This window comes from Arthrobacter sp. 'calajunan', from assembly GCF_046940185.1.
In the GTDB taxonomy this organism is placed as follows: domain Bacteria; phylum Actinomycetota; class Actinomycetes; order Actinomycetales; family Micrococcaceae; genus Glutamicibacter; species Glutamicibacter soli.
On sequence record NZ_JBKZDY010000007.1, the window covers coordinates 77,831 to 100,108 of the forward strand.

A 22,278-nucleotide genomic window follows, 5' to 3' on the forward strand; every position below is an offset into this window, starting at 1 on the left:
CTCGTCTGATGGAATTCGACGTACTGCGTACCCGGGTCAGCCACCACCTGGCGACCGGCCGCGCCGCGGAAGCGGTGGACCTGCTTAAGGAAAACCTGCAGCAGCACCAAGAGAATCCCGCATTTTGGGTGCACTACGCCTCCGGGCTGCTGCATCTGGACCGCCACGCCGAAGCAGCTGATGCCGCGCGTGCAGCGCTCAATCTGGATGTCGAGCAGCCCGAAGCGGGACTCTTCCTGGCCTTCGCGCTGATGCGGCTGGGGCAGCGCGACGAAGCCCTGCAGACGGTGTACTGGCTGATCGAGACCTGGCCGGAATTCGCTGATGCCCACTACCTGCTGGGCCTGATCCTGGCCGGTTCCGTGCGCAGCGCCGAAGACCGCATGCTGTCCCGGCAGGCCACCGAGCATGCGCTTCGGCTGCAACCGGAGAACCCCGAGTACTATCTCGGTGCGGCGATGGCCGCCCGGGTCTCGGGGGACCACCGCGCCGCCCTGGCCCACCTGCAGGCGGGCCTGGGCATCGACCCGCACCACCAGGGGATGCTGCGCTACGCCGCCGAGGTGGAGAACGGCCAGCAGCTTGTCGGCGACCGCGGGCAGCTGCTGCGCGGCCTGCTGGCCCGCGACCCCCTGAACCAGGGGCTGCACGAAGACTTCGCCGAAACCTTCATCGAAAAGCAGCGCGTCTACCGCAACCGCTTCTGGATCTTCATCCCGCTGCTGGCCTGCCTTGCCATGTTCGACTCGCTGGCTGAGGCTGCGGTCTTGGTCATCATGCCCGCGTTGATCGTGCTGGTGTCCGGCGCCTTCGCGCTGTGGAACCGGAAAACCTTCAAGAAAGCGTCCGAACCCCTGCCGGCAGGGTACGCCGGCGACATCCGCGCCCGGCACCCCTGGGTCTTTCGGGGGCTGCGGCTCTACCGGGCAAGCTGGGTCGCCGGGCTGGTTGGCGCGCTGCTGGCCTGCTTCGATGCCGCAAGCCTGCTGGGGACCGTTGTGCTGCTGCTTGGCGTGGCGGGCAGCCAGCTGGCCGCCGCGTGGGTCGACCGGGAGGCCGCCGGTGTTCCGCAGGATCCCGCGGACCGCGAGGCGCATCGGCTGTTCCTGCTGCGCCGCAGCGGGTGGCTGGCCTCCGGGTTCTGGATGCGGGTGCTGATGGTGTGCATCAACCTGGTGCTGTTCGGCTACTGCGCCGCCGGCGGCAGCAGGCTGGCCACGGTGCCACTGGCGGCGCTGGGCTTGGGCCTGCTGTCAGTGGCGGTGCCCCTGATCGTCGCGCACATCCGGTTGGGCGCGGCGGGCAACGCATTTGCCTACGGCCAGGTCGTGGGAGCCTCCTCCAAGCACCGTCGCGCGGCGCTGGTCCGCGGCAACGTGGCGGGGATCTACTTCATCGGGTTGCACCTGGTGCCCGGCCTGTTGGCGACTGGATTCGCCGCCGCGCTGCTGGTCGTGGGCCCTTCCGCACTGGCCCCCACTGACCCGTTGCCGATGGATCCCAAGCGGTCCGAGCTGGATTTAAACCTGCTCGACGAGAGCCTTGACGAGCTGCGCACCCAACGCCCGGAGATCGTTGAACTGCCCTCGCTGCCGGCCGTTGAGCTGCCCTAGCGGCCGTTGCCGCGAGGCATGGATCACGATGGCCCGGGTCGTCTTGGCACATGGAACGCCACAGCTTAAGATGAAGTGCTACCGAACTGCGCGCGCAGTTCACTTCCCGAGCACGAGGTGGAAAAACAGATGGCACAAATGAGCGAGGAGCTCATTGAGCAGTGGGCAGATGCCACTGCCGAAATCTACAATGAGTCCCTGACCGGTATTAATCTGACCAGGTTGCCCGATGCCGTGGCTCAGTACACTGATCTCTTCGCCCAGAGCGAGGACCTGACGTTCAATGAGGGCGCCACCCCGACCGACTACTTCGAGCACCATCCGTTCGTGGCGATCACCGCGATCCTCAACAGTCCCGATGCGCTCGAGGTGCTGGACTCGGACGCGCAGGACGCCTTGGACTCCATGGCCGACTTCGCCGAGGCCTGGTACAACTTCGACCTGGAGCAGGAGCCTGAACTCGGCATCTCCGAGGCGGACGAAGACGAAGACTGGTAGATCATCCCTCCCGCCCGGCCACCACGCCGGAAGGAAGGGCCGCAGGCCGGTTCACGCAGCGCCCCGGGCGCCGCGCGAGTCGGCCTGCGTTCTCTGAGCTTACGCCGCAGCGTCCCGCGGCAGGGGCCGCGGGGCTTCCAGCCCTTGGCAAGACGGGCCGCGGATGGGACGATGCCGGTATGAGCCAGTTCAGCGTGTTCGAGAGCACCGTGACCATCCATCTTCCGGTGCATCGCGTCTGGGAGCTGCTGACCGACTGGGCGGCGGCACCCCTGTGGATGCACGGCATCGGATCCATGCATTCGGATGACCCCCAGCTGCGGGTGGGAACCACCTTGACCTACCGGGTCGCCGGGCACGAACGCCGGTACGAGGTCCGCGACCTCATCGAGAACCGGCTGCTGGTGCTGCACACCTCGCAGAACCCCGACGGGTTGTCCTACCGCTACGACCTGAAGGACGACGCCGGGTACACCGAAGTGGTGCTCCAGGTGGCAATCATCAATCCGGACCTGAGTGTGGAGGAGTGCGAGGAGCTGGCCGGGCATGTGCGTGAAAGCGAGGAAGACAAGCTCGACCAGCTGCGCATGTACGCCGAAACCGCTCCCTGACCCGACTCAGCCCTGCGCCGCCGCCGGGTGCGCGCCGCGCTCATAGGCGGCGCCGGGAACGAAGTCGGTTCCGGCGAAGAGCTGGTCGACGGTCACCAGGGTGTAGCCCTGCTCCTTGAGCTTTCCGACCAGGTCCGGGACCGCCTGGACCGAGCTCTCATGGATGTCGTGCATCAGGATGATCGAGCCGGGCTTGACCTCTTCCATGGCGATCTTCACGGTCTTCACCGGATCGTGGTGCTTCCAGTCCAGCGTGTCCACGTCCCACAGCACTAGCGGGTAGGGGACCAGCCGGTCGTAGACCACGCCGTGGCTGCCATAGGGCGGGCGCAGCACATCGGGCTTGCGCCCGGAGGCCTTCTCGATGGCCTCGTCGGTCCACTGGACCTCGTGCTCGATCTTCTCCTTGGTCAGCGTCGTGATGTCCGCATGGTCCCAGGTGTGGCTGCCCAGCTCGTGCCCCTCGGCGACCATGCGCTTGACGGTGTCAGGATATCTGCCCACGTTCTTGCCCACCATGAAGAAGGTGGCCGGGGCGTCGGCTTCCTTCAACTCATCCAGCAGCCGGTCGGTGAATTCGCCCGGCCCGTCGTCGAAGGTGAGCGCCACGCACTTGGCAACGGTGCAGTCGACCGGCGCGGCGCTTTCCTCCGGCGGGGCGCTCGCCGTCTCGGAGGGGGCGGGGCCGGAAGCGCACCCGGTGAGCAGGCCGAGGCTCAGCAGCACTGCGGCGGCGCGCGGCAAGATGGTGGACGAAGACCTCATGCGTCCACCATCTCGCTTTTCGCTCCGCGCCGCATCAATGCCACGCATCCGGTGCTGGATTTTCGGTGAACAACTAGCCGTTCTCCAGCTCAGCCACGGGATCCGGGGTATCCAACGGATTGGCCAGCTCGTCCTTGGCGAATTTCCCGGCTTTCCAGGCGATGATCCCGAAGACCGGGGAGATGACCCCGGCGCAGATGAAGATCGCCTGCAGGCTCAGCAGCTGGCTCAACGGCCCGGCCACCGCCATGGACACCGGCATCAGCGCCAGCGAGACGAAGAAGTCCAGGCTGGAAATCCGTCCCAGCAGGTGCTTCGGCACCCGCCGCTGCAGCAGCGTGCCCCATATGACCATGCCCGCCGCGTCGGTCAGCCCGAAGACCACCAGGATGGCGAAGAGCATCCAGGCGGCGTCGACATAGCCGACGAGGGCCAGCGGCAGCGTGCCCAGGCACCAGCAGGCGGTCATCAGGCTGAGGTAGCGCCGCGGGAACCGGGAGGAGGCGATCAGCAGTGATCCCGCCGCCGAGCCGATTCCGAAGAACGCCAGCGCGTAGCCGAACAGCGTGGCGTCCCCGTGCAGCTGGTCGCTGACGATGAACGGCAGCAGCACCTCGAAGGGCCCGATGAAGGAGAACACCGAGACTGCCGAGAAAAGCAGCGTCCAGCGCAGCCAGCTGGTGCGCATTGTGTAGCCCACGCCTTCGCGCAGCTGTGTCAGGATGCCGGGCTGGCCGTGTTCGTCTTCCGGGGCCGCGGTGTCGTATTCCGGACGCCGCCGGATGAACTGCAGCACCGCCAGGGCCGTAAGATGGCACAACGCCACCCCGAGGATCGCATGGGCGGGGGAAATCAGCGCGACCAGGAAGCCCGCGGCCATGGGCCCCAGCGCGGTCTGCACGACCGGGCGGACAGTTCCCTCCAGCCCGTTCGCGGCCAGCAGCTGTTCCCCGGGAAGCATCCTGGGCAGCAGCGCGGAATACGCCGGGTAGAAGAAGGCCGCCCCGGCCCCTGCGAAGAAGCCGGTAACGCTCAGGTGCCACAGCTGCACCGCGCCGGTCAGCGACAGCACCGCGGTGCCGGACATGACCAGCAGGTACAGCCCCTGGATGCCGATCACGATCCTGCGGCTTGAATAGCGGTCGGCCGCGATCCCGCCGACCAGCACCAGCGCCAGCAGCCCGACGCTGTTCACGGTGGCGACCACCGACAGCTCCATCGGCCCGCCGCCCAACGCGCGCACCTGGTAGACCATTGCCACGGCCCACATGCCCGAGGCGAAGGTTGATGCCACCATGGCGCTGGCCAGCAGCGCATAGTCCCGTTGTGAAAATGGCCTGACCAGGCGCTGCATGGAAGTCGTCAAGGTGCTCATGACGTGCTCCTGTCCCGCATGTGTAGAAATCAATCATCAGGCCACTGATTGAATTTTGTCAATCACTATTTTTGCGATCTTTCGGGCAAAACAGCGGCGCCGGCGGCCCCGGGAAAATCGGGGCCGCCGGCGCCGTGGCCAGCTGCTGGAACTACTCGGAGTCGTGGTCGGTTTCCAGAACCTTGACCAGTTTGTCCAGGGCTTCCTCGGCGCCCTCGCCCTCGGCGCGCAGGATGACGGTGGTGCCGTATTCGGCGCCAAGCCCCATGAGGGAGAGGATGCTGGAGGCGTCCAGCGCGTCTTCGGCCGGTTCGCCTTCCAAGGCGATGGTGACCTCTACGGGGGCCTCGGCCGCGGCTTCGGCGAAGATGGCTGCCGGGCGGGCGTGCAGTCCCACGCGGCTGCCGATGATTGCTTGACGTTCTGCCATGACAGGCTCCTTTGATCTGGTGGTTTGTTTTCTTGGTTCTATAGGCCGAAGCGGTCCAGCTCCGGCAGTTCGGCGCGCACGAGCCGCCGGGCCTCGGAGGCCGAGTCGGCGTCCAGGGCGAGCGCTGCCAGACGTCGGGCGGCGGGCAGGTCCACCGTGCGCAGCACCGCCGCGACCGGGGACAGCGCCCGCTTGTTCATGGACAGTGTGTTCACGCCCAGGCCGACCAGCACCACGGCCAGCGCCGGGTCGGCCGCGGCCTCGCCGCACACGCCCACCGGCTTGCCTCCGGCGCTCCGGGCACCCTCGGAGGTGGCCTTGATCAGGTGCAGCACCGCTGGCTGCCACGGGTCGTTCAGCTCGGCCATGGCGCCCAACTGGCGGTCGGCGGCCATCGTGTACTGGGTCAGGTCGTTGGTTCCCAGCGAGACGAAGTCGCAGCGGGACAGGATGCCGCCGGCCAGCACCGCCGCGGAGGGAACCTCGATCATGGCGCCGCCGGTGGGCAGGCCCGCCTCGGCGACCATGGCCGCGAACGCGCCGGCCTCGGCCGGGGTGGAGATCATCGGGGCCATGGTCCAGACCTCGGCCTGGTGCTCCCCGGCCGCCTGCGCGATGGCCGCCAGCTGGCGGGACAGCACGCCGGGGCTGGCCGCGTCAGTGCGGTAGCCGCGCACACCCAGGGCGGGGTTCGGCTCGGTGGTGTCGGTCAGGAAGGGCAGCGGCTTGTCCGCGCCGGCATCCAGCGTGCGCACCACGACTTTCTTGCCGGCGAAGGCCTCGAAGACCGCGCCGTAGGCGGCTACCTGCTCCTGGTGCGTCGGCTCGGCGTCGCGGCCCAGGAAGCAGAACTCGGTGCGCAGCAGTCCCACGCCCTGGGCACCGGCGGCCGCGGCCGCCTGGGCATCAGTCCCGCTGCCCACATTGGCCAGCAGCGGAACCAGATGCCCGTCGGCCAGCATGCCGTTGCCGTCGAAGTCCGGCAGCGGTTCGCGGTTTGCGTAGGTGGCTGCCAGGTGCTCCTGCTCGGCGCCGGGGTTCGTGGTCACGGTGCCGCTGATGCCGTCGGCGAAGACCAGCATGCCGTCATCCAGCGCGGTGGTGCCGGCGGCGGCGACGATGGCGGGCAGGCCCAGCGAGCGGGCGATGATCGCGGTGTGCGACTGCGGCCCGCCGTCGGAGGTGACCAGGGCCAGCACCTTGGCCGGATCCAGGGTGGCGGTGTCGGCCGGGGCCAGATCCACCGCGGCCAGCACGAACGGCACGTCCGAGTCCGGGATGCCCGGGGCGGGCACCCCGCGCAGCTCGGCCACGATGCGGGCGCGCACGTCCAGCACGTCGCCGGCGCGTTCGGCCATGTAGCCGCCCAGCGCCGCGAGCTGGGTCGCCACCGCGTCGGCGGCTTCCCAGATGGCCGATTCGGCGCAGGTGCCGCCGGAGACCAGCTTGCTGGCGGACTTGAGCAGGGTGCGGTCGCTGGCCATCAGCGCGGTGGCCTTCAGCACGGCCTGCGCGTCTCCGGTGGCGGTGGCCGCGCGGGCCTTGAGGGCTGCGGCGACGGACTGCGTGGCCGCGGCCAGGCGCTCGATTTCAGCGTCGGCGGTGGAGCCTTCAGGCAGCGGGGCGCCGTCGGCCGGGGCGGTGATCGGATCGGGCATGCGCAGCACCGGCCCGATCACGCGCCCGGCGCTGACGCCGACGCCGTGGTAGGAAACCTGCTGCGTGCTCATGCTGCGACTCCTGCCGATTCGGCGGCTGCCGGCTGGGCCTGGACGGCCGGGGACTTGCGGACGAACTTCTTCAGGATGATGACCAGCAGCGCCGAGATCACCGTACCAATCACGGTGGCAAGCAGGAAGAGCGGCCAGGTGTTGTTCATCGCGAAGAAAACGAAGATGCCGCCGTGCGGGGCCTGGCTGACCACGTTGAAGACCATGACCAGCGAGCCGGTGACGCCGGCGCCCACCATGGAGGCGGGGATGACGCGCAGCGGGTCGGCCGCGGCGAACGGGATGGCTCCCTCGGAGATGAAGGCGGCGCCCAGCAGCCAGGCGGCCTTGCCGTTTTCGCGCTCGGCCCCGCTGAACAGCTTCGGGGCGATCACGGTGGCCAGGGCCATGGCCAGCGGCGGCACCATGCCGGCGGCCATCACTGCGGCCATGATCATCAGCGGGGCGGGGTTCTCCACCAGCGAGCCGGCGCCCAGGCCAGCCACGGCGAAGGAGTAGGCGACCTTGTTGACTGGACCGCCCAGGTCCACTGCCATCATCAGGCCCAGGATCAGGCCCAGGCCGGCGGCGGCCACACCCGACATGCCCGAGAGCCAGTCGTTCAGCGCTTCGGTCAGGCGCGCGATCGGCCCGCCGAGCACCAGGAACATCAGCCCGGAGGCGATGATGGAGCCCAGCAGCGGCACGATGACCACCGGCATCAGCCCGCGCAGCCAGCGCGGCACGGACCAGGAGTTGATCCAGCGGCAGGCCAGGCCGGCGATCACGCCGCCGACGATGCCGCCGATGAAGCCTGCGCCCATGAATCCCGCCACCGCGCCGGCGGTGAAGCCAGGGGCGATGCCCGGACGGTCGGCGTAGGCGTAGGCGATGTAGCCGGCCAGCGCCGGGACCAAAAAGCCCATGGACAGCGAACCGATCTTGAAAGCGGCGGCGCCCAGGTAGGCGAGCAGCCCTGCCTCGGGCAGGTTCCAGAGCGTGTTCTCGCCCAGGTAGGTGTCGGCCACGTCGGTAATGGCGTAGCCGCCGAGCAGGAAGCCCAGCGCGATCAGCAGGCCGCCGCCGGCGACGAACGGGATCATGTAGGACACGCCGGTCAGCAGCGCGCGCTTCAGCCCTCCGCCGAAGCTTTCCTTCGTGGCGTCCGGACCCTGGGCGGGATCCTCGGCCGAAGCTGCAGGGACCCGACGGGCGTGCGGGTCGGTGGAGGCCGCCACCGCGTCGGTGAGCAGCTTGGCCGGCTCGTCCACGCCGCGCTTGACCGGCACCTGGATGACAGGCTTGCCGGCGAAGCGGCCGCGGTCGCGCACGTCCACGTCCACGGCGAAGATCACCGCGTCCGCGTCATTGATCAGCGCCGCATCCAGCGGGGTGGAGCCGGAGGAGCCCTGGGTTTCCACGGCGAAGTCGATGCCCAGCTCAGCGGCGGCCTGGGCCAGCGCGTCGGCAGCCATGTAGGTGTGCGCGATGCCGGTCGGGCAGGCGGTGACCGCGACGACCTTCGCGCGCTTGGTGACGGCCGGTTCAGCCGCGGCCGGGGCTGCTGCTGGCGCGGCCGGGGCGTCGGAGATGACCTCGGCGACCAGGTCCACGATTTCCCGGGAGCTCTTGGCCTCGCGCAGCGCGGCGGTGAAGCTCTTCTTCACCAGCGCGCGGGCCAGCTTGGAGAGCAGCTTCAGGTGGTCCTTGTCCGCGCCTTCCGGGGCGGCGATGAAGAAGATCAGGTCGGCCGGGCCGTCCTTGGCGCCGAAGTCCACCGGATCGGCCAGCCGGGCCATGGCCAGGGTCGGGGCGGTCACCGCGGCCGAACGGCAATGCGGGATCGCGATGCCTCCGGGCACGCCGGTGGCGGTTTTCGCTTCGCGGGCCAGCGCGTGCTCGGCCAGTTCCGCGGCATCGGTAGCCCGGCCCTGCGCGGTGATCTGGTTGGCCAGATGCGTGATGACGTCATGGGTGGTGGTGCCCAGGGAGGCATCCAGGGTGACGAGCCCGGGGGTGATCAGATCGCTCATGGTTAGGATCCTTGTCTTGGCGTGAGAGCGGTGACGGCGACAGCGTCAGTGCGGAGGTCGTGGCGGGTGGGAATGGTCGAACCGGGCAGCGAGGCCGCGGCCGTTCCGTAGGCGATGGCCAGGCGCAGTTTCTGCGCCGGGTCCGCTCCCGCCGTATCTGCCAGCAGATAGCCGGCCAACGATGAATCCCCGGCGCCCACGGTGCTGCGCACGGTGATCGGGTCATGGATTCCATGCCAGGAGCCGTCCGCGGTGGACAGCACCGCCCCGGCGGCGCCCAGCGTGGCGAGCACGGCGCCGGCTCCGCGTTCCAGCAGCGTGGCGCTGGTGCGGGCAGTGAGTTCGGGGGAGGCTTCCAGCTCGTCCTCGGTGAGCGTGGATCCGGCCAGTTCGGCCAGTTCCTCGCCATTGGGCTTGAGCAGGTCCGGGACGTGCTGCGGGCCGTGGGCGAACAGCTGGCGCAGCGGGGCTCCGGAGGTGTCCACCGCGATCTTCGGGCAGCCGGTGCCCAGCCTCTGGCGCAGCCGCGCGGTCAGCTTGGCGTAGTAGTCGTCCGGGACCCCTGGGGGCAGCGAGCCTGCCATGACCAGCCAGGACGCCGAGGTGGCGGCCAGCTGCTCGGTGATCAGCTGTTCCAGCTGGGCCAGGGTGGCGGCGCCGAGCACCGGGCCCGGTTCATTGATCTTGGTGGTGACGCCTTGGCGGTCCACCAACGTGATGTTGGTGCGCAGCGGGGCCGCGATGGGCAGCGCGCGGTGCGGGAGCTTGTCGGCGGCCAGCGCCATGACCAGCGGGTCGCTGGCGTCCCCGGGCAGCAGGGCCAGGGATCCTGATCCCGCGGCGGTGATGGCTCGGGTGACATTCACTCCCTTGCCGGCCGCCTGCACGCGGCTGGAGTCGGCGCGCTGCACGGCCCCCGGCACCAGCGCGGCGCCCAGCTCGATGGTCTTGTCCAGCGCCGGGTTGCAGGTCAGGGTGACGATCATGCCACGATCACCTCGACGTCGGCTGCTTCCAGCGCCGCGGCCAGCTCGGCGCCCGGCTGCCGGTCGGTGACCAGGGTGTCGATGGCGTGCAGCGACGCGAAGCGGACCAGGGTTTCCTGGTCGAATTTCGAGCCGTCGGCCAGCAGCACCACACGGCGGGCGCTGGCCACCAGCGAGCGCTTGACCGCCGCCTCCAGCGGATCGGGGGTGCTCAGCCCGAAGTCCGCGGCGAGCCCGTTGGTTCCGATGAAGGCGATGTCCGCGCGGTAGTTGGCGTATTCCTGGGCGGTGCGGGCGCCGCTGGCCGCGCCGGTGATGCCGCGGACGCGTCCGCCGATCAGCTCCAGGGCGATGTGCTGGCTCTGCACGAGCACCGAGGCAATGGGCAGCGCGTGGGTGATGACCACCAGGCTGTTTCCGGTGTTCGTCTTGAGCATGCGCTCGGCCAGGATTTCGGTGCTGGTCCCGGCGTCCAGGATGACCGAGGCCTCGGAGACCGGGATCAGGCTCAGCGCGCGCTGGGCGATGCGGGCCTTGGCCTCGGCATGGATGGCGGTGCGCACCACGTAGCTTTCCTCGCGGGTGCTTGCTTCGCTGGTGGCTACGGCGCCGCCGTGCACGCGGCGCAGGTGGTTCTCGGATTCGAGCTGCGCCAGGTCCCGGCGCACGGTTTCACGGGTGATGCCGAAGCGGTCGGCGAGCTGCGCCACGGTGACTTTTCCGTCGACCGCGAGCTGCTCTACGATCAGCCGGTGTCGTTCTTCGGCGAACATTTCTGCCTCCGCTGGGATTCATGACCTGCAACACATGGATCTGTGTTTAGATGACTTTATGCCCGATTGCGTGGCTGGGTCAAGTGAAATGCGGAGAAACTTTTGGCTTTATCTGTGTTTGAGTGGGTTTTGCGGGCCGCGGGTGCGCCGGACTAGCGGATCTGGTTGCGGTTGGCGTAGGCGGTCGAGCTGTTGAACTCCTGCCCGTCGAACAGCTCGTCGATGGTGACTGGGGTGTAGCCCTGCTGCTTCAGCCGCTTGATGAGCTCGGGCACGGCCTTGACCGTGCTCTCATGGATGTCGTGCATCAGGATGATCGATCCGTCGCGCACTTCCTCCATGGCGATGCTCGCGACCTTCGCCGGGTCGCGGTGCTGCCAATCCAGCGTGTCCACGTCCCACAGCACCAGCGGGGCGTCGATGAGCGCATCGACCTGGGCGTTGTGCGCACCGTAGGGAGGACGCACGGTGCCGGGATGGACGCCGGTCAAATCCTTGATGATGGCCGCCGCCGTGTCGATCTCGTGGGTGATCTGCGAGCTGCTCAGCGCGGTGAGCGCCTTGTGGTCGTGGGTGTGGCTGCCCAGCTGGTGCCCTTCGATGACCATGCGGTGCAGGGTTTCCGGGTACTTCTGCGCGTTCTGCCCCAGCAGGTAGAACGTGGCCCGGACATCCGCGGCGGCCAGGTGGTCCAGCAGCCGCTCGGTGTGGCGCCCCGGCCCGTCGTCGAAGGTCAGCGCCACGCACTTGGACTGGTCGCAGTCGACCTCGGGGCGCGGATGCAGCCGCATCGGCCCGGCCGGCGCCACTACGGCGGGGATCTGTGGGGCGGCCTGCGCGAGAACTCCGGTGGACCCCGAAAGCCGAGGGCTTTCCTGACCGGGAAGCAGCATCGCCACCGCCTGCTTGGCGAAGCCGTCCTCGGCTTGGACCTGCGAGGTGCAGGAGGCCAAAAGCAGTGCGGACACGACGACAGGGAGCACCGCAAGGCGGCGGGAACGGGGAGGCATTAATCAACCTTCCCGCGCCGCCGCCGCGGTTTTCAAACTGGCGGACCGCGTCGTCCGCAAACTCCACCGAATTGTTATCAAAACCGCTGAAAACCACCGGAATTCCGGGGATAAATGTGCCTTGGGTCTCAGTCGGGCGTGCGGGGTGCTACCCGCGGACCTTCTGGGTTCCGCGATTGAGCAGGTACACCAGGTAGATGCCGCCGATGCAGACGGTGACCACACCTACCGGCAGCTGGATCGGGGCGAAAAGCCGCTGGGCCAGCAGGTCTCCCAGCGCCAGCAGGAAGGCCCCGGTCAGCGCCGTCGGGATCAGGTTCAACGAGCCCCCGCCCACCAGGCGCCGCGCCAGCTGCGGGGCGACCAGCGCAACGAAAGCGATCGGGCCGGCCAGGGCGGTCACCGCGGAAACCAGCAGGACCGCCAGCGTCACCAGCACCAGCTTGGTGCGCTCGACCTTCATGCCCAGGGCGCTGGCCAGGTCGTCGCCCATCTGCAGCATCTGCAGGGACTTCGAGCCGACAAGCACCGCGGCCAGGGAGGCCAGCACGACAATCGACACGGGAATCACCCCGGCCCAGGTCACGCCGTTCAGGGTGCCGGCGCCCCACACTGCGGCGGCCATGGCCACGTCCAGTTCCGCGCGCAGTACCAGGTAGTGGTTGAACGAGGCAAGCACCGCGGAGACGCCGATGCCCACCAGGATCAGCCGGAATCCGTGGGTGCCGTTGCGCCAGGCCAGCAGGTACACCACGAAGGCGGTCAGCAGGCCGCCGGCCAGCGCGCCGAGGCTGGTGGCGAGGAATCCGCCGCCGACCACCGTCAGCACCACCAGCGCCCCGGTGTAGGCGCCGGTGGAGAAGCCGATGATGTCGGGGGAGCCCAGCGGGTTGCGGGTCAGCGTCTGGAAGACCGCGCCGGACACGGCCAGGGCGGCGCCGAAGACCAGTGCGGCGGTCGCCCGGGGCATGCGCCATTGCCAGACGACGGTGGTCTCCAGCCCCTCGCCGCCGCCGAAGAGAACCGTCAGGACCCGCCACGGGCTGAGGGAGTACTCGCCGCCGGATACCGCGAAGACGGTGGCCAGCAGGACGGCGGCCGCCAGGGCAAGCCCGACCGAGCGGGAGCGGGTGGAACGCTTGAGACTCCGGGTCTTGTTGGTCGATACGATGCTCACAGGGCCGCCGCCTTGGGACTGCGGGCCAGCATGATCAGCAGCGGCGCGCCGATGAACGCGCAGACCACGCCGGCCTGCAGCTCGCCGGGAAGCATGACGCGGCCCAGCACGTCCGCGACGAGCAGGAGCATGGGTGCCAGCAGGCAGGTGTAGGCCATGACCCAGCCGGTGCCGGAACCTGCCAGCCGGCGCGCGGCATGCGGCGCCATCAGGCCGATGAAGCCGATGGCGCCCACCGCGGCGGTGGCCGAGGCAGCCAGGATGGTGATGGCGATCAGCACCAGGATGCGGGTGTTGCGCACGTTCACGCCCAGCGCGGTGGCCGCGTCGTCTCCGAGCGCCAGCCCGTCCAGCGACCGCGCGCAGAGCGCAGCGAGCAGGATTCCGACGGCGGTCAGCAGCGCCAGCGGAACGATGATGGAGGCGTCCCGGCCCTGCAGCGAACCGATGGTCCAGGCGCGCAGCTGGTCGAAGGCCTGCGGGCGCACCAGCGACAGGGCGGTGCCAAGTCCGGTGAAGATCGCGCCGATGGCTACACCCGAGAGCACCAGACGCACCGGGTCCGAGGAACCCGCGCGGGGACGGCCGATCAGGTAGACCAGCGCTGCGGTGAGCAGGGCGCCGAGGAAGGCGAAGGGGACATAGCCGGCGAACCCCGAGACGCCCAGGAACCCGACAGCGGTCACGATGGCCAGCGAGGCGCCGGCGTTGACACCCAGGATGCCCGGTTCGGCCAGCGGGTTGCGTGTCAGCGACTGGGCCAGCAACCCTGCCACACCCAGCCCGGCGCCGGCGAAGACTGCCAGCAGCGCGCGCGGCAGCCGCGAGGACAGGATGAGGCTGCGCTCAACGGACTCCACGGGATCTGCCAGCGCGGAAAAAATTTGTTGCAGGCTCAGGGATTTTGAGCCGATGGTCAGCGACACGGTGGCCAGAGCGACCAGCAGGACCGCCAGCATCCCGAGAATCAACAAATGTTTGCTCGGTGACTTGCTACGTTGCAAATCATCGGGTGGAGATAAGGTCTTCACGGTGTGGGGGTCGCACTTTCACGCTGAGAATGGTGACTGGAACACCTTATCGTGAATGTTGCAGTAGATGATGCTTACCTATCAAGGTGCGCAACTGAATACGGTATATTGGCGTTGTGAATTTCTTGAACACTCGTACTTCGTGGGGCCGCACCATCCTCGGCGCCACCGCTGCACTCATGGTTGCAGTCACCGCCGGCTGCGGCGCAGCCACCAGCACCTCGGACTCCAACGCCGGTAACAAGGACGTTGCCGTAGGCGGCCAGAGCTTCACGACCGCGGATGAGGAAACCGCCAAGTTCGGCTCGGATGCCGAAGCCGGCCAGTTCCCCCGCACCGTGACCCACGCCAACGGCACCACCGAAATCCAGGCCAAACCGCAGCGCGTGGTCGTGCTGGATACCGGTGAGCTGGACGCGGTGCTCTCCCTGGGCGTCACCCCGGTAGGCATCCCGTCCACCGAGGGCGCGAACTCCGTGCCGAGCTACCTGGCCGACGAGGTCAAGGATGCCAAGACCGTGGGCACCATCCAGGAGCTGAACCTGGAGGCCATCGCCGCGCTGAACCCGGATCTGATCATCGGCTCCCAGCTGCGCGCAGACAAGCTGTACAGCCAGCTCAACCAGATCGCCCCGACCGTCTTCTCCATCCGCCCGGGCTTCCCGTGGAAGGAGAACTTCCTGCTGGCCGGCGAGGCGCTGGGCGAGGAAACCAAGGCGGTTTCCGTGCTGAACGACTACCAGGCCAAGGCCACCGCGCTGAACGAAGACGTCGAGGGCGATCCGAAGATCTCGCTGCTGCGCTTCATGCCGGAGAAGATCCGCCTGTATGCCAACAAGTCTCTGATCGGCGTGATCCTGGCCGACGCCGGATTCTCTCGTCCGGACAACCAGGACATCGACGACCTGGCCGCAGAAATCTCCGCGGAGAACCTGGCGGATGCCGACTCCGACTGGCTGTTCTACACCTCCTACGGAACCCCGGAAGCCACCGGCGAGAAGGCCGCGGTGGAAGGTCCGCTCTGGGGCCAGATGCAGGCGGTCAAGGACGGCCAGGCCATCCGCGTGAACGACGACGTCTGGTTCCTGGGCCTGGGCCCGACCGGCGCCAACCAGATCCTGGACGACCTGCGCGGCTACTTGGTCAAGTAGCGCCGAAAAAGACAACACAGCGGTGCCGCCCTTCATTCAGAAGGGCGGCACCGCCGTGTTCGTCCCGGAGATTCCCTAGGCCAGCAGCTGGCGCTTGGAGGAAATCACGCCGGTGTTGAATCCGGCCAGGCGCAGCCCGCCGTGGAAGCGGGCATGCTCGATCTTCACGCAGCGGTCCATGACCACGTTCAGGCCCGCGGCCTCGGCACGGTGGGCCACTTCTTCATGCCAGGTGCCCAGCTGCAGCCACAGGGTCTTCGCCCCGACCGCCAGCGCCTCGTCCAGCACGCCCGGGATGTCCTCGTGCTTGCGGAACACCTCGACCAGGTCCGGGGACTCCGGCAGGTCGGCCAGCGACTTGTACACCGGCTGGCCCAGGATCTCGTCCAGCACCGGGTTGATGAAGTACACCTTGTACTTCGAGGAGGACAGCAGGTAGGTGGCCACGAAGTAGCTGGCCCGCGAGGGCTTGTTCGAGGCGCCGACAATCGCGATGGTCTTGGTGTCGCGCAGGATGTTCAGGCGCTGCGCGGCGCCCGGGCCCTGCCAGGTGCGTTCAGCGGTGCTCATTAGTTCGCTCCCTTCGAAGCGGCGGGAACGGCGCAGGATGCTCCGTCGTAGGCCGGTGCCGCGAAGTCGGACTCCAGCGTGCCTTCCTGCGAGGCGGCCAGCGCCTGGTCGAGGTCCCAGAGGATGTCCTCGACGTCCTCCAGGCCGACCGACAGGCGGATCAGGTCTTCCGGAACGCCGGCGGCGACCAGCTGTTCGGCGCTGAGCTGCTGGTGGGTGGTTGAGGCGGGGTGCAGCACCAGGGTGCGGGCGTCGCCGATGTTCGCCAGGTGGCTTGCCAGCTGCAGCGCGTCGATGAACTTGGCGCCGGCCTCGCGGCCGCCCTTGACGCCGAAGCTGAAGACCGAGCCGACGCCCATCGGCAGCAGCTTGGCTGCCTGCTCGTGCTGCGGGTGGGATTCCAGCCCCGCGTAGTTCACGTAGGTGACTCGCTCGTCGGCTTCCAGCCAGGCGGCGACCTGCTTGGCGTTGGAAAGGTGGTTGTCCATGCGCTGGGGCAGGGTCTCCAAGCCCTGCAGCAGCTGGAAGGCCGACTGCGCCGGCAGCGCCGGGCCGAAGTCGCGCAGCTGCTCGCTGCGCAGCTTGGTCAGGAAACCATATTCGCCGAAGTTGGCCCACCAGGAGACGTTGCCGTAGCTGGCCACCGGCTCGGTCATGGTCGGGAACTTGCCGTTGCCCCAGTTGAAGGTGCCTGATTCGATGACCACGCCACCCAGGGTCGTGCCGTGGCCGCCGATGAACTTGGTGGCCGAGTGGATCACGATGTCCGCGCCGTGCTCGATCGGGCGCAGGATGTACGGCGGAGTCAGCGTGGAGTCGACCACCAGCGGGATGTCGTGGCGGTGCGCCACCTCGGCCAGTCCGGCCAGGTCCGCGATGTCTCCGGAAGGGTTGGCCACGACCTCGGTGTAGACGGCCTTGGTGTTCTCGCCGATCGCCGCCTCGAAATCGGCCGGGTCGTTGGAGTCGACGAAGGTGGTGTCGATGCCGAAGCGGCGCAGCGAGACGTCCAGCTGCGTAATGGTGCCGCCGTAGAGCTTGGCCGAGGCCACGATGTGGTCGCCGGCCTGGGCCAGCGCGGCGAAGGTGACGAACTCCGCGGCCATGCCGGAGCCGGTGGCTACCGCGCCGAGGCCGCCTTCCAGCGAGGCCATGCGTTCCTCGAACGCGGCAACGGTCGGGTTGCCGATGCGCGAATAGATGTTCCCGTACTTCTGCAGGGCGAACAGGTTCGCGGCATCGTCGGCGTCCTTGAAGACGAACGAGGTGCTCTGGTAGATCGGCACCGCGCGGGCGCCGTGCTCGGCATCGGGGGTGCCTCCGGCGTGCAGCGCGCGGGTGCGGAATCCAAACTTGTGGTCTGCCATGGTGGCTTATGACTCCTTGTCGATACGTTCTTGGCCTCCGTGCCGAACACAGAAGCCATCGAGGCAGGAATCCCGGTCAATGTCGCTTGAACGCCGGGTAGGCGGAAAGCAGCTCCATCGTTTCTGGCGGTAGCACCGTATCCACCGGCTGTGGCAGGTTGCTGCGGCGTCATCGAACCAGATCTCTCGGCCGCTCGGGATGGTTGTAACAATCTTCGCAACATGACCGAAAATGACCCAACTATGAGTCGTAACGTTGCGTATTGCTTCCCTCGCCACAGATTCTTCGATACCTTTGCGCTGCGCTTATGCTCGAGTCATGGACACCGCGCTGGCATTGGTACGACATGGGCAGACCGACTGGAACCTGGCTGGCCGCCTGCAGGGCCGCACCGATATCGAGCTGAACGAGACCGGACGCCACCAAGCACGCAGCCTGGGGCGCTTCCTGAAGGGCAAAGGCTGGGATCTGCTGCTGGCCTCCCCGCTGGCCCGCGCCCAACAGACTGCGGCGCTGATCGCCGAGCAGCTTGGGGCGGAGACCGGACCGGCGGTGCACACCCTGACCGAGCGCAGTTTCGGCCCGCTGGAGGGGCGCATCATGGCCGAGGTCAGCGATCTGGAAGCCGCCGAGGTGCAGCACGAACTGGAAACCCACCAGCAGATCCTTGACCGGGCGCTGCCTGCGCTGCTCCAGCTGGTGCAGGAGCACGCGGGGCGCAGGATCATGGTCGTCAGCCACGGCGCGACCATGCGCACTATCCGCGACGCGCTCGCCGGAAGCCGGCAGCCCCAGGGCGTGGAGAACGGCGAAGTGATCGACATCGACCTGAAGCGGCTGGAAGAAATCGCCGCTGACTTGGACACGGTGCGCCTGTAGCTGGCTTCTCCGATTGCGCCTTGGCGCCGCGGAGCAAAAAATTTTCGCTCCCGACCTCACAAACGGCGCCTGCGGTACGTTTACAAGGTGAGAGCCCGCAAGGGGAAGCAGCTGCCGGGAGAGCCATGCAGATACCGTTCGAACGGATTGTCCAGGACCATGGGCTGGCCGTGCTGCGTGTGTGCCGTGCCCTGCTGGATGAGCATCGCGCCCAGGATGCGTGGTCGGAAACGTTCCTAGCCGCGCTCAAGGCCTATCCGGATCTGCCGGATGATGCCAACGTGCAGGCCTGGCTGGTCACCATCGCCCATCGCAAGGCCATCGACGAACTGCGCAAGAACCCGTCCGAGGTGTTGGCCGAGGTGCTGCCCGAGACAGAAGTCGGGCAGGCGGGACGGCCCGAAGCCAGGATCATGGATGGAGAACTGTGGCAGGCGGTCAAGGCGCTGCCTCAGAAGCAGCGTTTCGTGCTCGCCTACCGGTACCTGGGCGGGTTGAGCTACGCGCAGATCTCGCAGATCCTTTCAGGTTCCGAAGCGGCCGCCCGCCGCGCGGGCAGCGACGGAATCAAGAACCTGCGTGCCCATTGGAAGCACGCGCAGATGCTGGAGGAGTTGTCATGAGCGAACGGACTACCGCCTTCCCGGCGACGCAGGACGAAGAGCGGATCCTGGCCGAATTGAACAAAAAATTTGTTCATGATGCCCGCCGCCAGCAGTTGATCGAGATCTCCTACCGCATTGTCGACAGCCCGATCGGAGGGCTGCTGCTGGCCTCCACGGAGGCCGGGCTGGTCCGGGTGGCCTTTGAAACCGAGGGGCATGAGCGCATCCTCGATGTCCTGGCGCACAAGGTGGGCCCGCGGATCCTGAAGGACGACAGATCGCTCGACGACGCGGCCAGGCAGCTCGACCAATACTTCTCCGGCGCGCTGCAGGAGTTCAGCCTGCCGCTGGACCTGCGGCTTTCCACCGAGTTCCGTCGGCAGGTGCAACTGGAGCTGGGCCGCATCGCCTACGGGCAGACCCAGAGCTACGCCCAAGTGGCCGAGCACATCGGCAAGCCGAAGGCGGTGCGGGCCGTCGGCTCGGCCTGCGCCACGAACCCGCTGCCCATTGTGCTTCCGTGCCACCGCGTGCTGCGCACGGACGGTTCGCTGGGCGGCTACCTCGGGGGACTGGGCGTGAAAACGCAGCTGCTGAAGCTGGAGAACCCGGAATTCGGCGGCGGCGAAGCCACCCTGTTCTGAGCATGCCGCCAACACTGTGCCGGCAGCAACTGCAAATGAAGAGACCGGTGGCCGCCGCCTTCCCGAAGGAAGGCGGCGGCCACCGGCTTCTCAGCTAGAAGCTAGCGCAAGGGAACTAGTTCTTGCGGGCCAGCTCGAAGCGGTCTGCGTCCATGAGCTTGGCCCAAGCCGCTGCGAAGTCCTTGACGAACTTCTCCTTGGCATCGTCCGAAGCGTATACCTCGGCGAGGGCGCGCAGCTCGGAGTTGGAACCGAAGACCAGATCCACGCGGCTGCCGGTCCAACGGCCGTCGGTGGTGGTGTAGGTCTGCTCGTCTGCCGACGGGGTCCACTCCAGGCCGAGCTCCAGCAGGTTCGCGAAGAAGTCGTTGGTCAGTGCGCCCGGGGTGTCGGTGAAGACGCCCAGGTTGGAGCCGTCCCAGTTATTGCCGATAACGCGCAGGCCGCCGAGCAGCACGGTCATCTCCGGAGCCGACAGGCCCAGCAGGTTCGCGCGGTCGATCAGCAGGTACTCGCTTGGCAGGTCCAGGAAGCCCGAGTCGTAGTTGCGGAAGCCGTCGGCGACCGGCTCCAGCCAGGCGAACTGCTCGACGTCGGTCTGCTCCTGGGTGGCGTCTACGCGACCCGGGGTGAACGGAACTTCTACCTGCTGGCCTGCGGCCAGGGCAGCCTGCTCGACACCCACGTTGCCGGCCAGGACCACGACATCGGCGAAGGAAGCCTTGATCTCGGAGGTGGCGTTGAACTGGTCAACGATTTCCTCGAGCTTGGCGATCACCGGCTTCAGCTGCGCTGGCTGGTTGACCGACCACGAAACCTGCGGCTCCAGGCGGATGCGGCCGCCGTTGACGCCGCCTCGCTTGTCCGAGGAACGGAAGGTCGCTGCGGCCTTCCACGCGGTGGAGACCAGCTGCTGCACCGACAGTTCGGCGCCGTTGATCAGGGACTTCAGCTCGGCGATTTCCTTGGCACCCAGGGTGACCTCAGGAGCTGCCGGCAGCGGATCCTGCCAGAGCAGATCCTCGGCCGGAACCTCCGGGCCGAAGTAGCGGGACTTCGGGCCCATGTCGCGGTGGGTCAGCTTGAACCAGGCACGGGCGAAGGCATCGGCGAACTGGTCCGGGTTCTCCTTGAAGTTCTTGGAGATCGGGCCGTAGATCGGGTCGAAGCGCAGAGCCAGGTCGCTGGTCAGCATGCGCGGTTCGCGGTGCTCCAGGGTATCGAATGCCGGCTGGACCAGGCCTGCGCCGCCGCCGTTGACCGGGCGCCATTGCTTGGCACCTGCCGGGGACTCGAAGAGCTCCCACTCGTAGGCGAAGAGGATGTGGAAGAACTCGTTGTCCCAACGGGTTGGGTGGTAGGTCCAGGTGACCTCGAGGCCGGAAGTCACGGTGTCCGCGCCCTTGCCGGTGCCGTGGCCGTTCTTCCAGCCCAGGCCCTGCATTTCCAGCGGGGCTGCTTCCGGATCCGGGCCGATCTTGTCATCGGCGTGGGCGCCGTGGGTCTTGCCGAAGGTGTGGCCGCCGGCGATCAGGGCTACGGTCTCTTCGTCGTTCATGCCCATGCGGCGGAAGGTTTCGCGGATGTCGATGGCCGAAGCCAGCGGATCCGGGTTGCCGTCCGGGCCCTCAGGGTTGACGTAGATCAGACCCATCTGGACTGCAGCCAGCGGGGCTTCCAGGTCACGCTTGCCGGTGTAGCGCTCGTTGTCCAGCCACACCTTCTCCGGGCCCCAGTAGACGTCGTCGTCAGCTTCCCAGACGTCCTTGCGTCCGCCGCCGAAACCGAAGGTCTCGAAGCCCATGTCTTCGAGAGCCACGTTGCCGGCAAGCAGGATCAGGTCGGCCCAGGAGATGGCCTGGCCGTACTTCTTCTTCACTGGCCACAGCAGACGGCGAGCCTTATCCAGCGACACGTTGTCCGGCCACGAGTTCAGTGGCGCGAAGCGCTGCTGGCCTGCGCCGCCGCCGCCACGGCCGTCGTGGGAGCGGTAGGTGCCGGCGGAGTGCCATGCCATGCGGATGAAGAACGGACCGTAGTGTCCGAAGTCTGCTGGCCACCAGTCGTGGGACTGGGTCATGATTTCAGCCAGATCGGCCTTGACGGCCGCCAAGTCGAGGGCGCTGAAGGCCTCGGTGTAGTCGAAGTCCTCGTCCAGCGGGTTCGAAACCTGCTGGTTCTTGGCCAGGATCTTCAGGTTCAGCTTGCTCGGCCACCACTCGGTGTTGGCGTTGCCCTGGGTTGGGTGCACTCGGCCAGCGCCGACTACTGGGCACTGACCTGCTGTCGTCTCAGACATATGCTCTTCCTTCCGGTTTAAGGGGTTTTTGGGGCAGCGTCCGCCGGGAGGCTTTCAGCCCATCCGGCGGGGCTTGGGAACTAAGGGGTGCTTTTCAGCTGTTCAAGGCTTGGCAATCCGGGCATTTGCCCCAGTAGATCACTTCGGCTTCATCTATCTGGAAGCCGTGATCGTCTGAGGCGTGCAAACACGGAGCTGCCCCGACCGAACAATCGACATCCGCCAAATGCCCGCAGGAGCGACACACCACATGGTGGTGATTGTCGTCAACGCGGGTCTCATAGCGGGCGATGTGCCCCTGAGGCTGGATCTGCCGCACAACACCCAGACTCGTGAAGAGCTTGAGCGAGTCGTATACCGCCTGGTGGGACACATGCGGATGCTCCTCATGCACAGCCGAAATAATGGTTTCGGTGTCGGCATGGGGGTTCGCAGTCACCGCCGCGAGTACCGCAACACGAGGTTGCGTCACCCGCATGGATGCCTCTTTCAGCACCTGCTCGATCCCTGCCTTTGATGTCATGTCTCAAGCATGCCTACTTATTTTGAATGAGTCAAGATAAGAATTGGTGTGTTGCGGGTTACTTTTTTCCGAACAAGGGATGAATGTTCTCGAATATCGCTTGACATGTATATATGCGTCTCCATGGATGTAATTGGTTTCAGGGATCCCGACTCTCCTTGATCCATGTGGTGGCCACGGAACTGCGCGCTTCGAGGTGGCGGGCGCCGCTCTCGGGCGTAGCGGGGC

The 22,278-nt window shown here is 67.3% G+C and carries 21 protein-coding genes and 1 riboswitch; of the genes, 7 read left to right on the forward strand and 14 right to left on the reverse strand.

Features of this window, described 5'->3' with window-relative positions; translation table 11 throughout:
- Positions 1-8 precede the first annotated feature (8 nt).
- From RF641_RS12260 to RF641_RS12270, 3 genes are all read left to right on the forward strand, one after another.
- Positions 9-1,613: a tetratricopeptide repeat protein gene (locus tag RF641_RS12260; protein WP_424573292.1), complete on the forward strand. Its 1,605-nt coding sequence runs from the start codon at positions 9-11 to the stop codon at positions 1,611-1,613.
- Between the two features lie 129 nt (positions 1,614-1,742).
- Positions 1,743-2,111, forward strand: coding sequence for a hypothetical protein (locus RF641_RS12265; RefSeq protein WP_146956065.1), 369 nt, complete (start codon positions 1,743-1,745; stop codon positions 2,109-2,111).
- A gap of 179 nt (positions 2,112-2,290) precedes the next feature.
- Entirely contained in the window at positions 2,291-2,722 is a 432-nt protein-coding gene (locus RF641_RS12270) for an SRPBCC family protein (protein WP_047118133.1), read from the forward strand.
- 6 nt (positions 2,723-2,728) lie between these two features.
- Here RF641_RS12270 and RF641_RS12275 read toward each other — a convergent pair whose 3' ends face one another.
- The 10 genes from RF641_RS12275 to RF641_RS12320 form a co-directional block, all read right to left on the reverse strand.
- Positions 2,729-3,487: a polysaccharide deacetylase family protein gene (locus RF641_RS12275; RefSeq protein WP_047118132.1), complete on the reverse strand. Its 759-nt coding sequence runs from the start codon at positions 3,485-3,487 to the stop codon at positions 2,729-2,731.
- A 73-nt stretch (positions 3,488-3,560) separates the two neighbouring features.
- Complete coding sequence (locus RF641_RS12280) at positions 3,561-4,862, reverse strand: MFS transporter (RefSeq protein WP_120991563.1); 1,302 nt, start codon at positions 4,860-4,862, stop codon at positions 3,561-3,563.
- Positions 4,863-5,013: 151 nt separating this feature from the next.
- On the reverse strand, positions 5,014-5,292 hold the full coding sequence (locus RF641_RS12285; protein WP_047118131.1) for an HPr family phosphocarrier protein: 279 nt from the start codon (positions 5,290-5,292) through the stop codon (positions 5,014-5,016).
- A 38-nt stretch (positions 5,293-5,330) separates the two neighbouring features.
- On the reverse strand, positions 5,331-7,022 hold the full coding sequence (gene ptsP, locus RF641_RS12290) for a phosphoenolpyruvate--protein phosphotransferase (RefSeq protein ID WP_113607575.1): 1,692 nt from the start codon (positions 7,020-7,022) through the stop codon (positions 5,331-5,333).
- Positions 7,019-9,034: a PTS fructose transporter subunit IIABC gene (locus RF641_RS12295; protein ID WP_424573293.1), complete on the reverse strand. Its 2,016-nt coding sequence runs from the start codon at positions 9,032-9,034 to the stop codon at positions 7,019-7,021. Before RF641_RS12295 ends, ptsP begins: the two co-directional genes overlap by 4 nt.
- A 2-nt stretch (positions 9,035-9,036) precedes the next feature.
- Positions 9,037-10,020, reverse strand: a complete 984-nt coding sequence (locus tag RF641_RS12300) for a 1-phosphofructokinase family hexose kinase (protein ID WP_047118128.1) — start codon at positions 10,018-10,020, stop codon at positions 9,037-9,039.
- Positions 10,017-10,793: a DeoR/GlpR family DNA-binding transcription regulator gene (locus RF641_RS12305; RefSeq protein ID WP_053797218.1), complete on the reverse strand. Its 777-nt coding sequence runs from the start codon at positions 10,791-10,793 to the stop codon at positions 10,017-10,019. The genes RF641_RS12300 and RF641_RS12305 overlap by 4 nt, the downstream gene beginning before the upstream one ends.
- A gap of 152 nt (positions 10,794-10,945) precedes the next feature.
- Positions 10,946-11,803, reverse strand: a complete 858-nt coding sequence (locus RF641_RS12310) for a polysaccharide deacetylase family protein (RefSeq protein WP_424573294.1) — start codon at positions 11,801-11,803, stop codon at positions 10,946-10,948.
- Between the two features lie 148 nt (positions 11,804-11,951).
- Positions 11,952-12,980: a FecCD family ABC transporter permease gene (locus tag RF641_RS12315; protein ID WP_424573295.1), complete on the reverse strand. Its 1,029-nt coding sequence runs from the start codon at positions 12,978-12,980 to the stop codon at positions 11,952-11,954.
- Complete coding sequence (locus tag RF641_RS12320; RefSeq protein WP_161450147.1) at positions 12,977-13,939, reverse strand: FecCD family ABC transporter permease; 963 nt, start codon at positions 13,937-13,939, stop codon at positions 12,977-12,979. Before RF641_RS12320 ends, RF641_RS12315 begins: the two co-directional genes overlap by 4 nt.
- A gap of 188 nt (positions 13,940-14,127) precedes the next feature.
- Between RF641_RS12320 and RF641_RS12325 the strand changes: the two genes are divergently transcribed.
- Positions 14,128-15,162 (forward strand): ABC transporter substrate-binding protein, encoded by a 1,035-nt coding sequence (locus RF641_RS12325; protein ID WP_047118124.1) that lies wholly within the window; start codon positions 14,128-14,130, stop codon positions 15,160-15,162.
- A gap of 75 nt (positions 15,163-15,237) precedes the next feature.
- Here RF641_RS12325 and RF641_RS12330 read toward each other — a convergent pair whose 3' ends face one another.
- Entirely contained in the window at positions 15,238-15,732 is a 495-nt protein-coding gene (locus RF641_RS12330) for a CoA-binding protein (protein ID WP_047118123.1), read from the reverse strand.
- Positions 15,732-17,099, reverse strand: coding sequence for an O-acetylhomoserine aminocarboxypropyltransferase/cysteine synthase family protein (locus RF641_RS12335; RefSeq protein WP_047118122.1), 1,368 nt, complete (start codon positions 17,097-17,099; stop codon positions 15,732-15,734). The genes RF641_RS12330 and RF641_RS12335 overlap by 1 nt, the downstream gene beginning before the upstream one ends.
- Before the next feature lie 111 nt (positions 17,100-17,210).
- A riboswitch (SAM riboswitch) is annotated at positions 17,211-17,305 on the reverse strand.
- Positions 17,306-17,418: 113 nt separating this feature from the next.
- On the opposite strand from RF641_RS12335, the gene RF641_RS12340 reads away from it, so the two are divergent.
- The 3 genes from RF641_RS12340 (at position 17,419) to RF641_RS12350 (ending at position 19,228) form a co-directional block, all read left to right on the forward strand.
- Positions 17,419-17,979 (forward strand): histidine phosphatase family protein, encoded by a 561-nt coding sequence (locus RF641_RS12340; RefSeq protein WP_047118121.1) that lies wholly within the window; start codon positions 17,419-17,421, stop codon positions 17,977-17,979.
- Positions 17,980-18,104: 125 nt separating this feature from the next.
- Positions 18,105-18,602 (forward strand): RNA polymerase sigma factor, encoded by a 498-nt coding sequence (locus tag RF641_RS12345; protein WP_047118120.1) that lies wholly within the window; start codon positions 18,105-18,107, stop codon positions 18,600-18,602.
- Positions 18,599-19,228, forward strand: coding sequence for a methylated-DNA--[protein]-cysteine S-methyltransferase (locus RF641_RS12350; protein WP_424573296.1), 630 nt, complete (start codon positions 18,599-18,601; stop codon positions 19,226-19,228). Before RF641_RS12345 ends, RF641_RS12350 begins: the two co-directional genes overlap by 4 nt.
- 115 nt (positions 19,229-19,343) lie before the next feature.
- Here RF641_RS12350 and katG read toward each other — a convergent pair whose 3' ends face one another.
- Entirely contained in the window at positions 19,344-21,527 is a 2,184-nt protein-coding gene (katG, locus tag RF641_RS12355) for a catalase/peroxidase HPI (protein ID WP_047118118.1), read from the reverse strand.
- A gap of 94 nt (positions 21,528-21,621) precedes the next feature.
- On the reverse strand, positions 21,622-22,050 hold the full coding sequence (locus tag RF641_RS12360; RefSeq protein WP_424573297.1) for a Fur family transcriptional regulator: 429 nt from the start codon (positions 22,048-22,050) through the stop codon (positions 21,622-21,624).
- Positions 22,051-22,278 lie beyond the last annotated feature (228 nt).

Bases quoted from the DNA above. Each gene is read 5' to 3' on its own strand.
- RF641_RS12260 (WP_424573292.1), top strand. From the start codon at position 9: ATGGAATTCGACGTACTGCGTACCCGGGTCAGCCACCACCTGGCGACC.
- RF641_RS12265 (WP_146956065.1), top strand. From the start codon at position 1,743: ATGGCACAAATGAGCGAGGAGCTCATTGAGCAGTGGGCAGATGCCACT.
- RF641_RS12270 (WP_047118133.1), top strand. From the start codon at position 2,291: ATGAGCCAGTTCAGCGTGTTCGAGAGCACCGTGACCATCCATCTTCCG.
- RF641_RS12275 (WP_047118132.1), bottom strand. From the start codon at position 3,487: ATGAGGTCTTCGTCCACCATCTTGCCGCGCGCCGCCGCAGTGCTGCTG.
- RF641_RS12280 (WP_120991563.1), bottom strand. From the start codon at position 4,862: ATGAGCACCTTGACGACTTCCATGCAGCGCCTGGTCAGGCCATTTTCA.
- RF641_RS12285 (WP_047118131.1), bottom strand. From the start codon at position 5,292: ATGGCAGAACGTCAAGCAATCATCGGCAGCCGCGTGGGACTGCACGCC.
- ptsP (WP_113607575.1), bottom strand. From the start codon at position 7,022: ATGAGCACGCAGCAGGTTTCCTACCACGGCGTCGGCGTCAGCGCCGGG.
- RF641_RS12295 (WP_424573293.1), bottom strand. From the start codon at position 9,034: ATGAGCGATCTGATCACCCCCGGGCTCGTCACCCTGGATGCCTCCCTG.
- RF641_RS12300 (WP_047118128.1), bottom strand. From the start codon at position 10,020: ATGATCGTCACCCTGACCTGCAACCCGGCGCTGGACAAGACCATCGAG.
- RF641_RS12305 (WP_053797218.1), bottom strand. From the start codon at position 10,793: ATGTTCGCCGAAGAACGACACCGGCTGATCGTAGAGCAGCTCGCGGTC.
- RF641_RS12310 (WP_424573294.1), bottom strand. From the start codon at position 11,803: ATGCCTCCCCGTTCCCGCCGCCTTGCGGTGCTCCCTGTCGTCGTGTCC.
- RF641_RS12320 (WP_161450147.1), bottom strand. From the start codon at position 13,939: ATGCTGGCGGTCCTGCTGGTCGCTCTGGCCACCGTGTCGCTGACCATC.
- RF641_RS12330 (WP_047118123.1), bottom strand. From the start codon at position 15,732: ATGAGCACCGCTGAACGCACCTGGCAGGGCCCGGGCGCCGCGCAGCGC.
- RF641_RS12335 (WP_047118122.1), bottom strand. From the start codon at position 17,099: ATGGCAGACCACAAGTTTGGATTCCGCACCCGCGCGCTGCACGCCGGA.
- RF641_RS12340 (WP_047118121.1), top strand. From the start codon at position 17,419: ATGGACACCGCGCTGGCATTGGTACGACATGGGCAGACCGACTGGAAC.
- RF641_RS12345 (WP_047118120.1), top strand. From the start codon at position 18,105: ATGCAGATACCGTTCGAACGGATTGTCCAGGACCATGGGCTGGCCGTG.
- RF641_RS12350 (WP_424573296.1), top strand. From the start codon at position 18,599: ATGAGCGAACGGACTACCGCCTTCCCGGCGACGCAGGACGAAGAGCGG.
- katG (WP_047118118.1), bottom strand. From the start codon at position 21,527: ATGTCTGAGACGACAGCAGGTCAGTGCCCAGTAGTCGGCGCTGGCCGA.
- RF641_RS12360 (WP_424573297.1), bottom strand. From the start codon at position 22,050: ATGACATCAAAGGCAGGGATCGAGCAGGTGCTGAAAGAGGCATCCATG.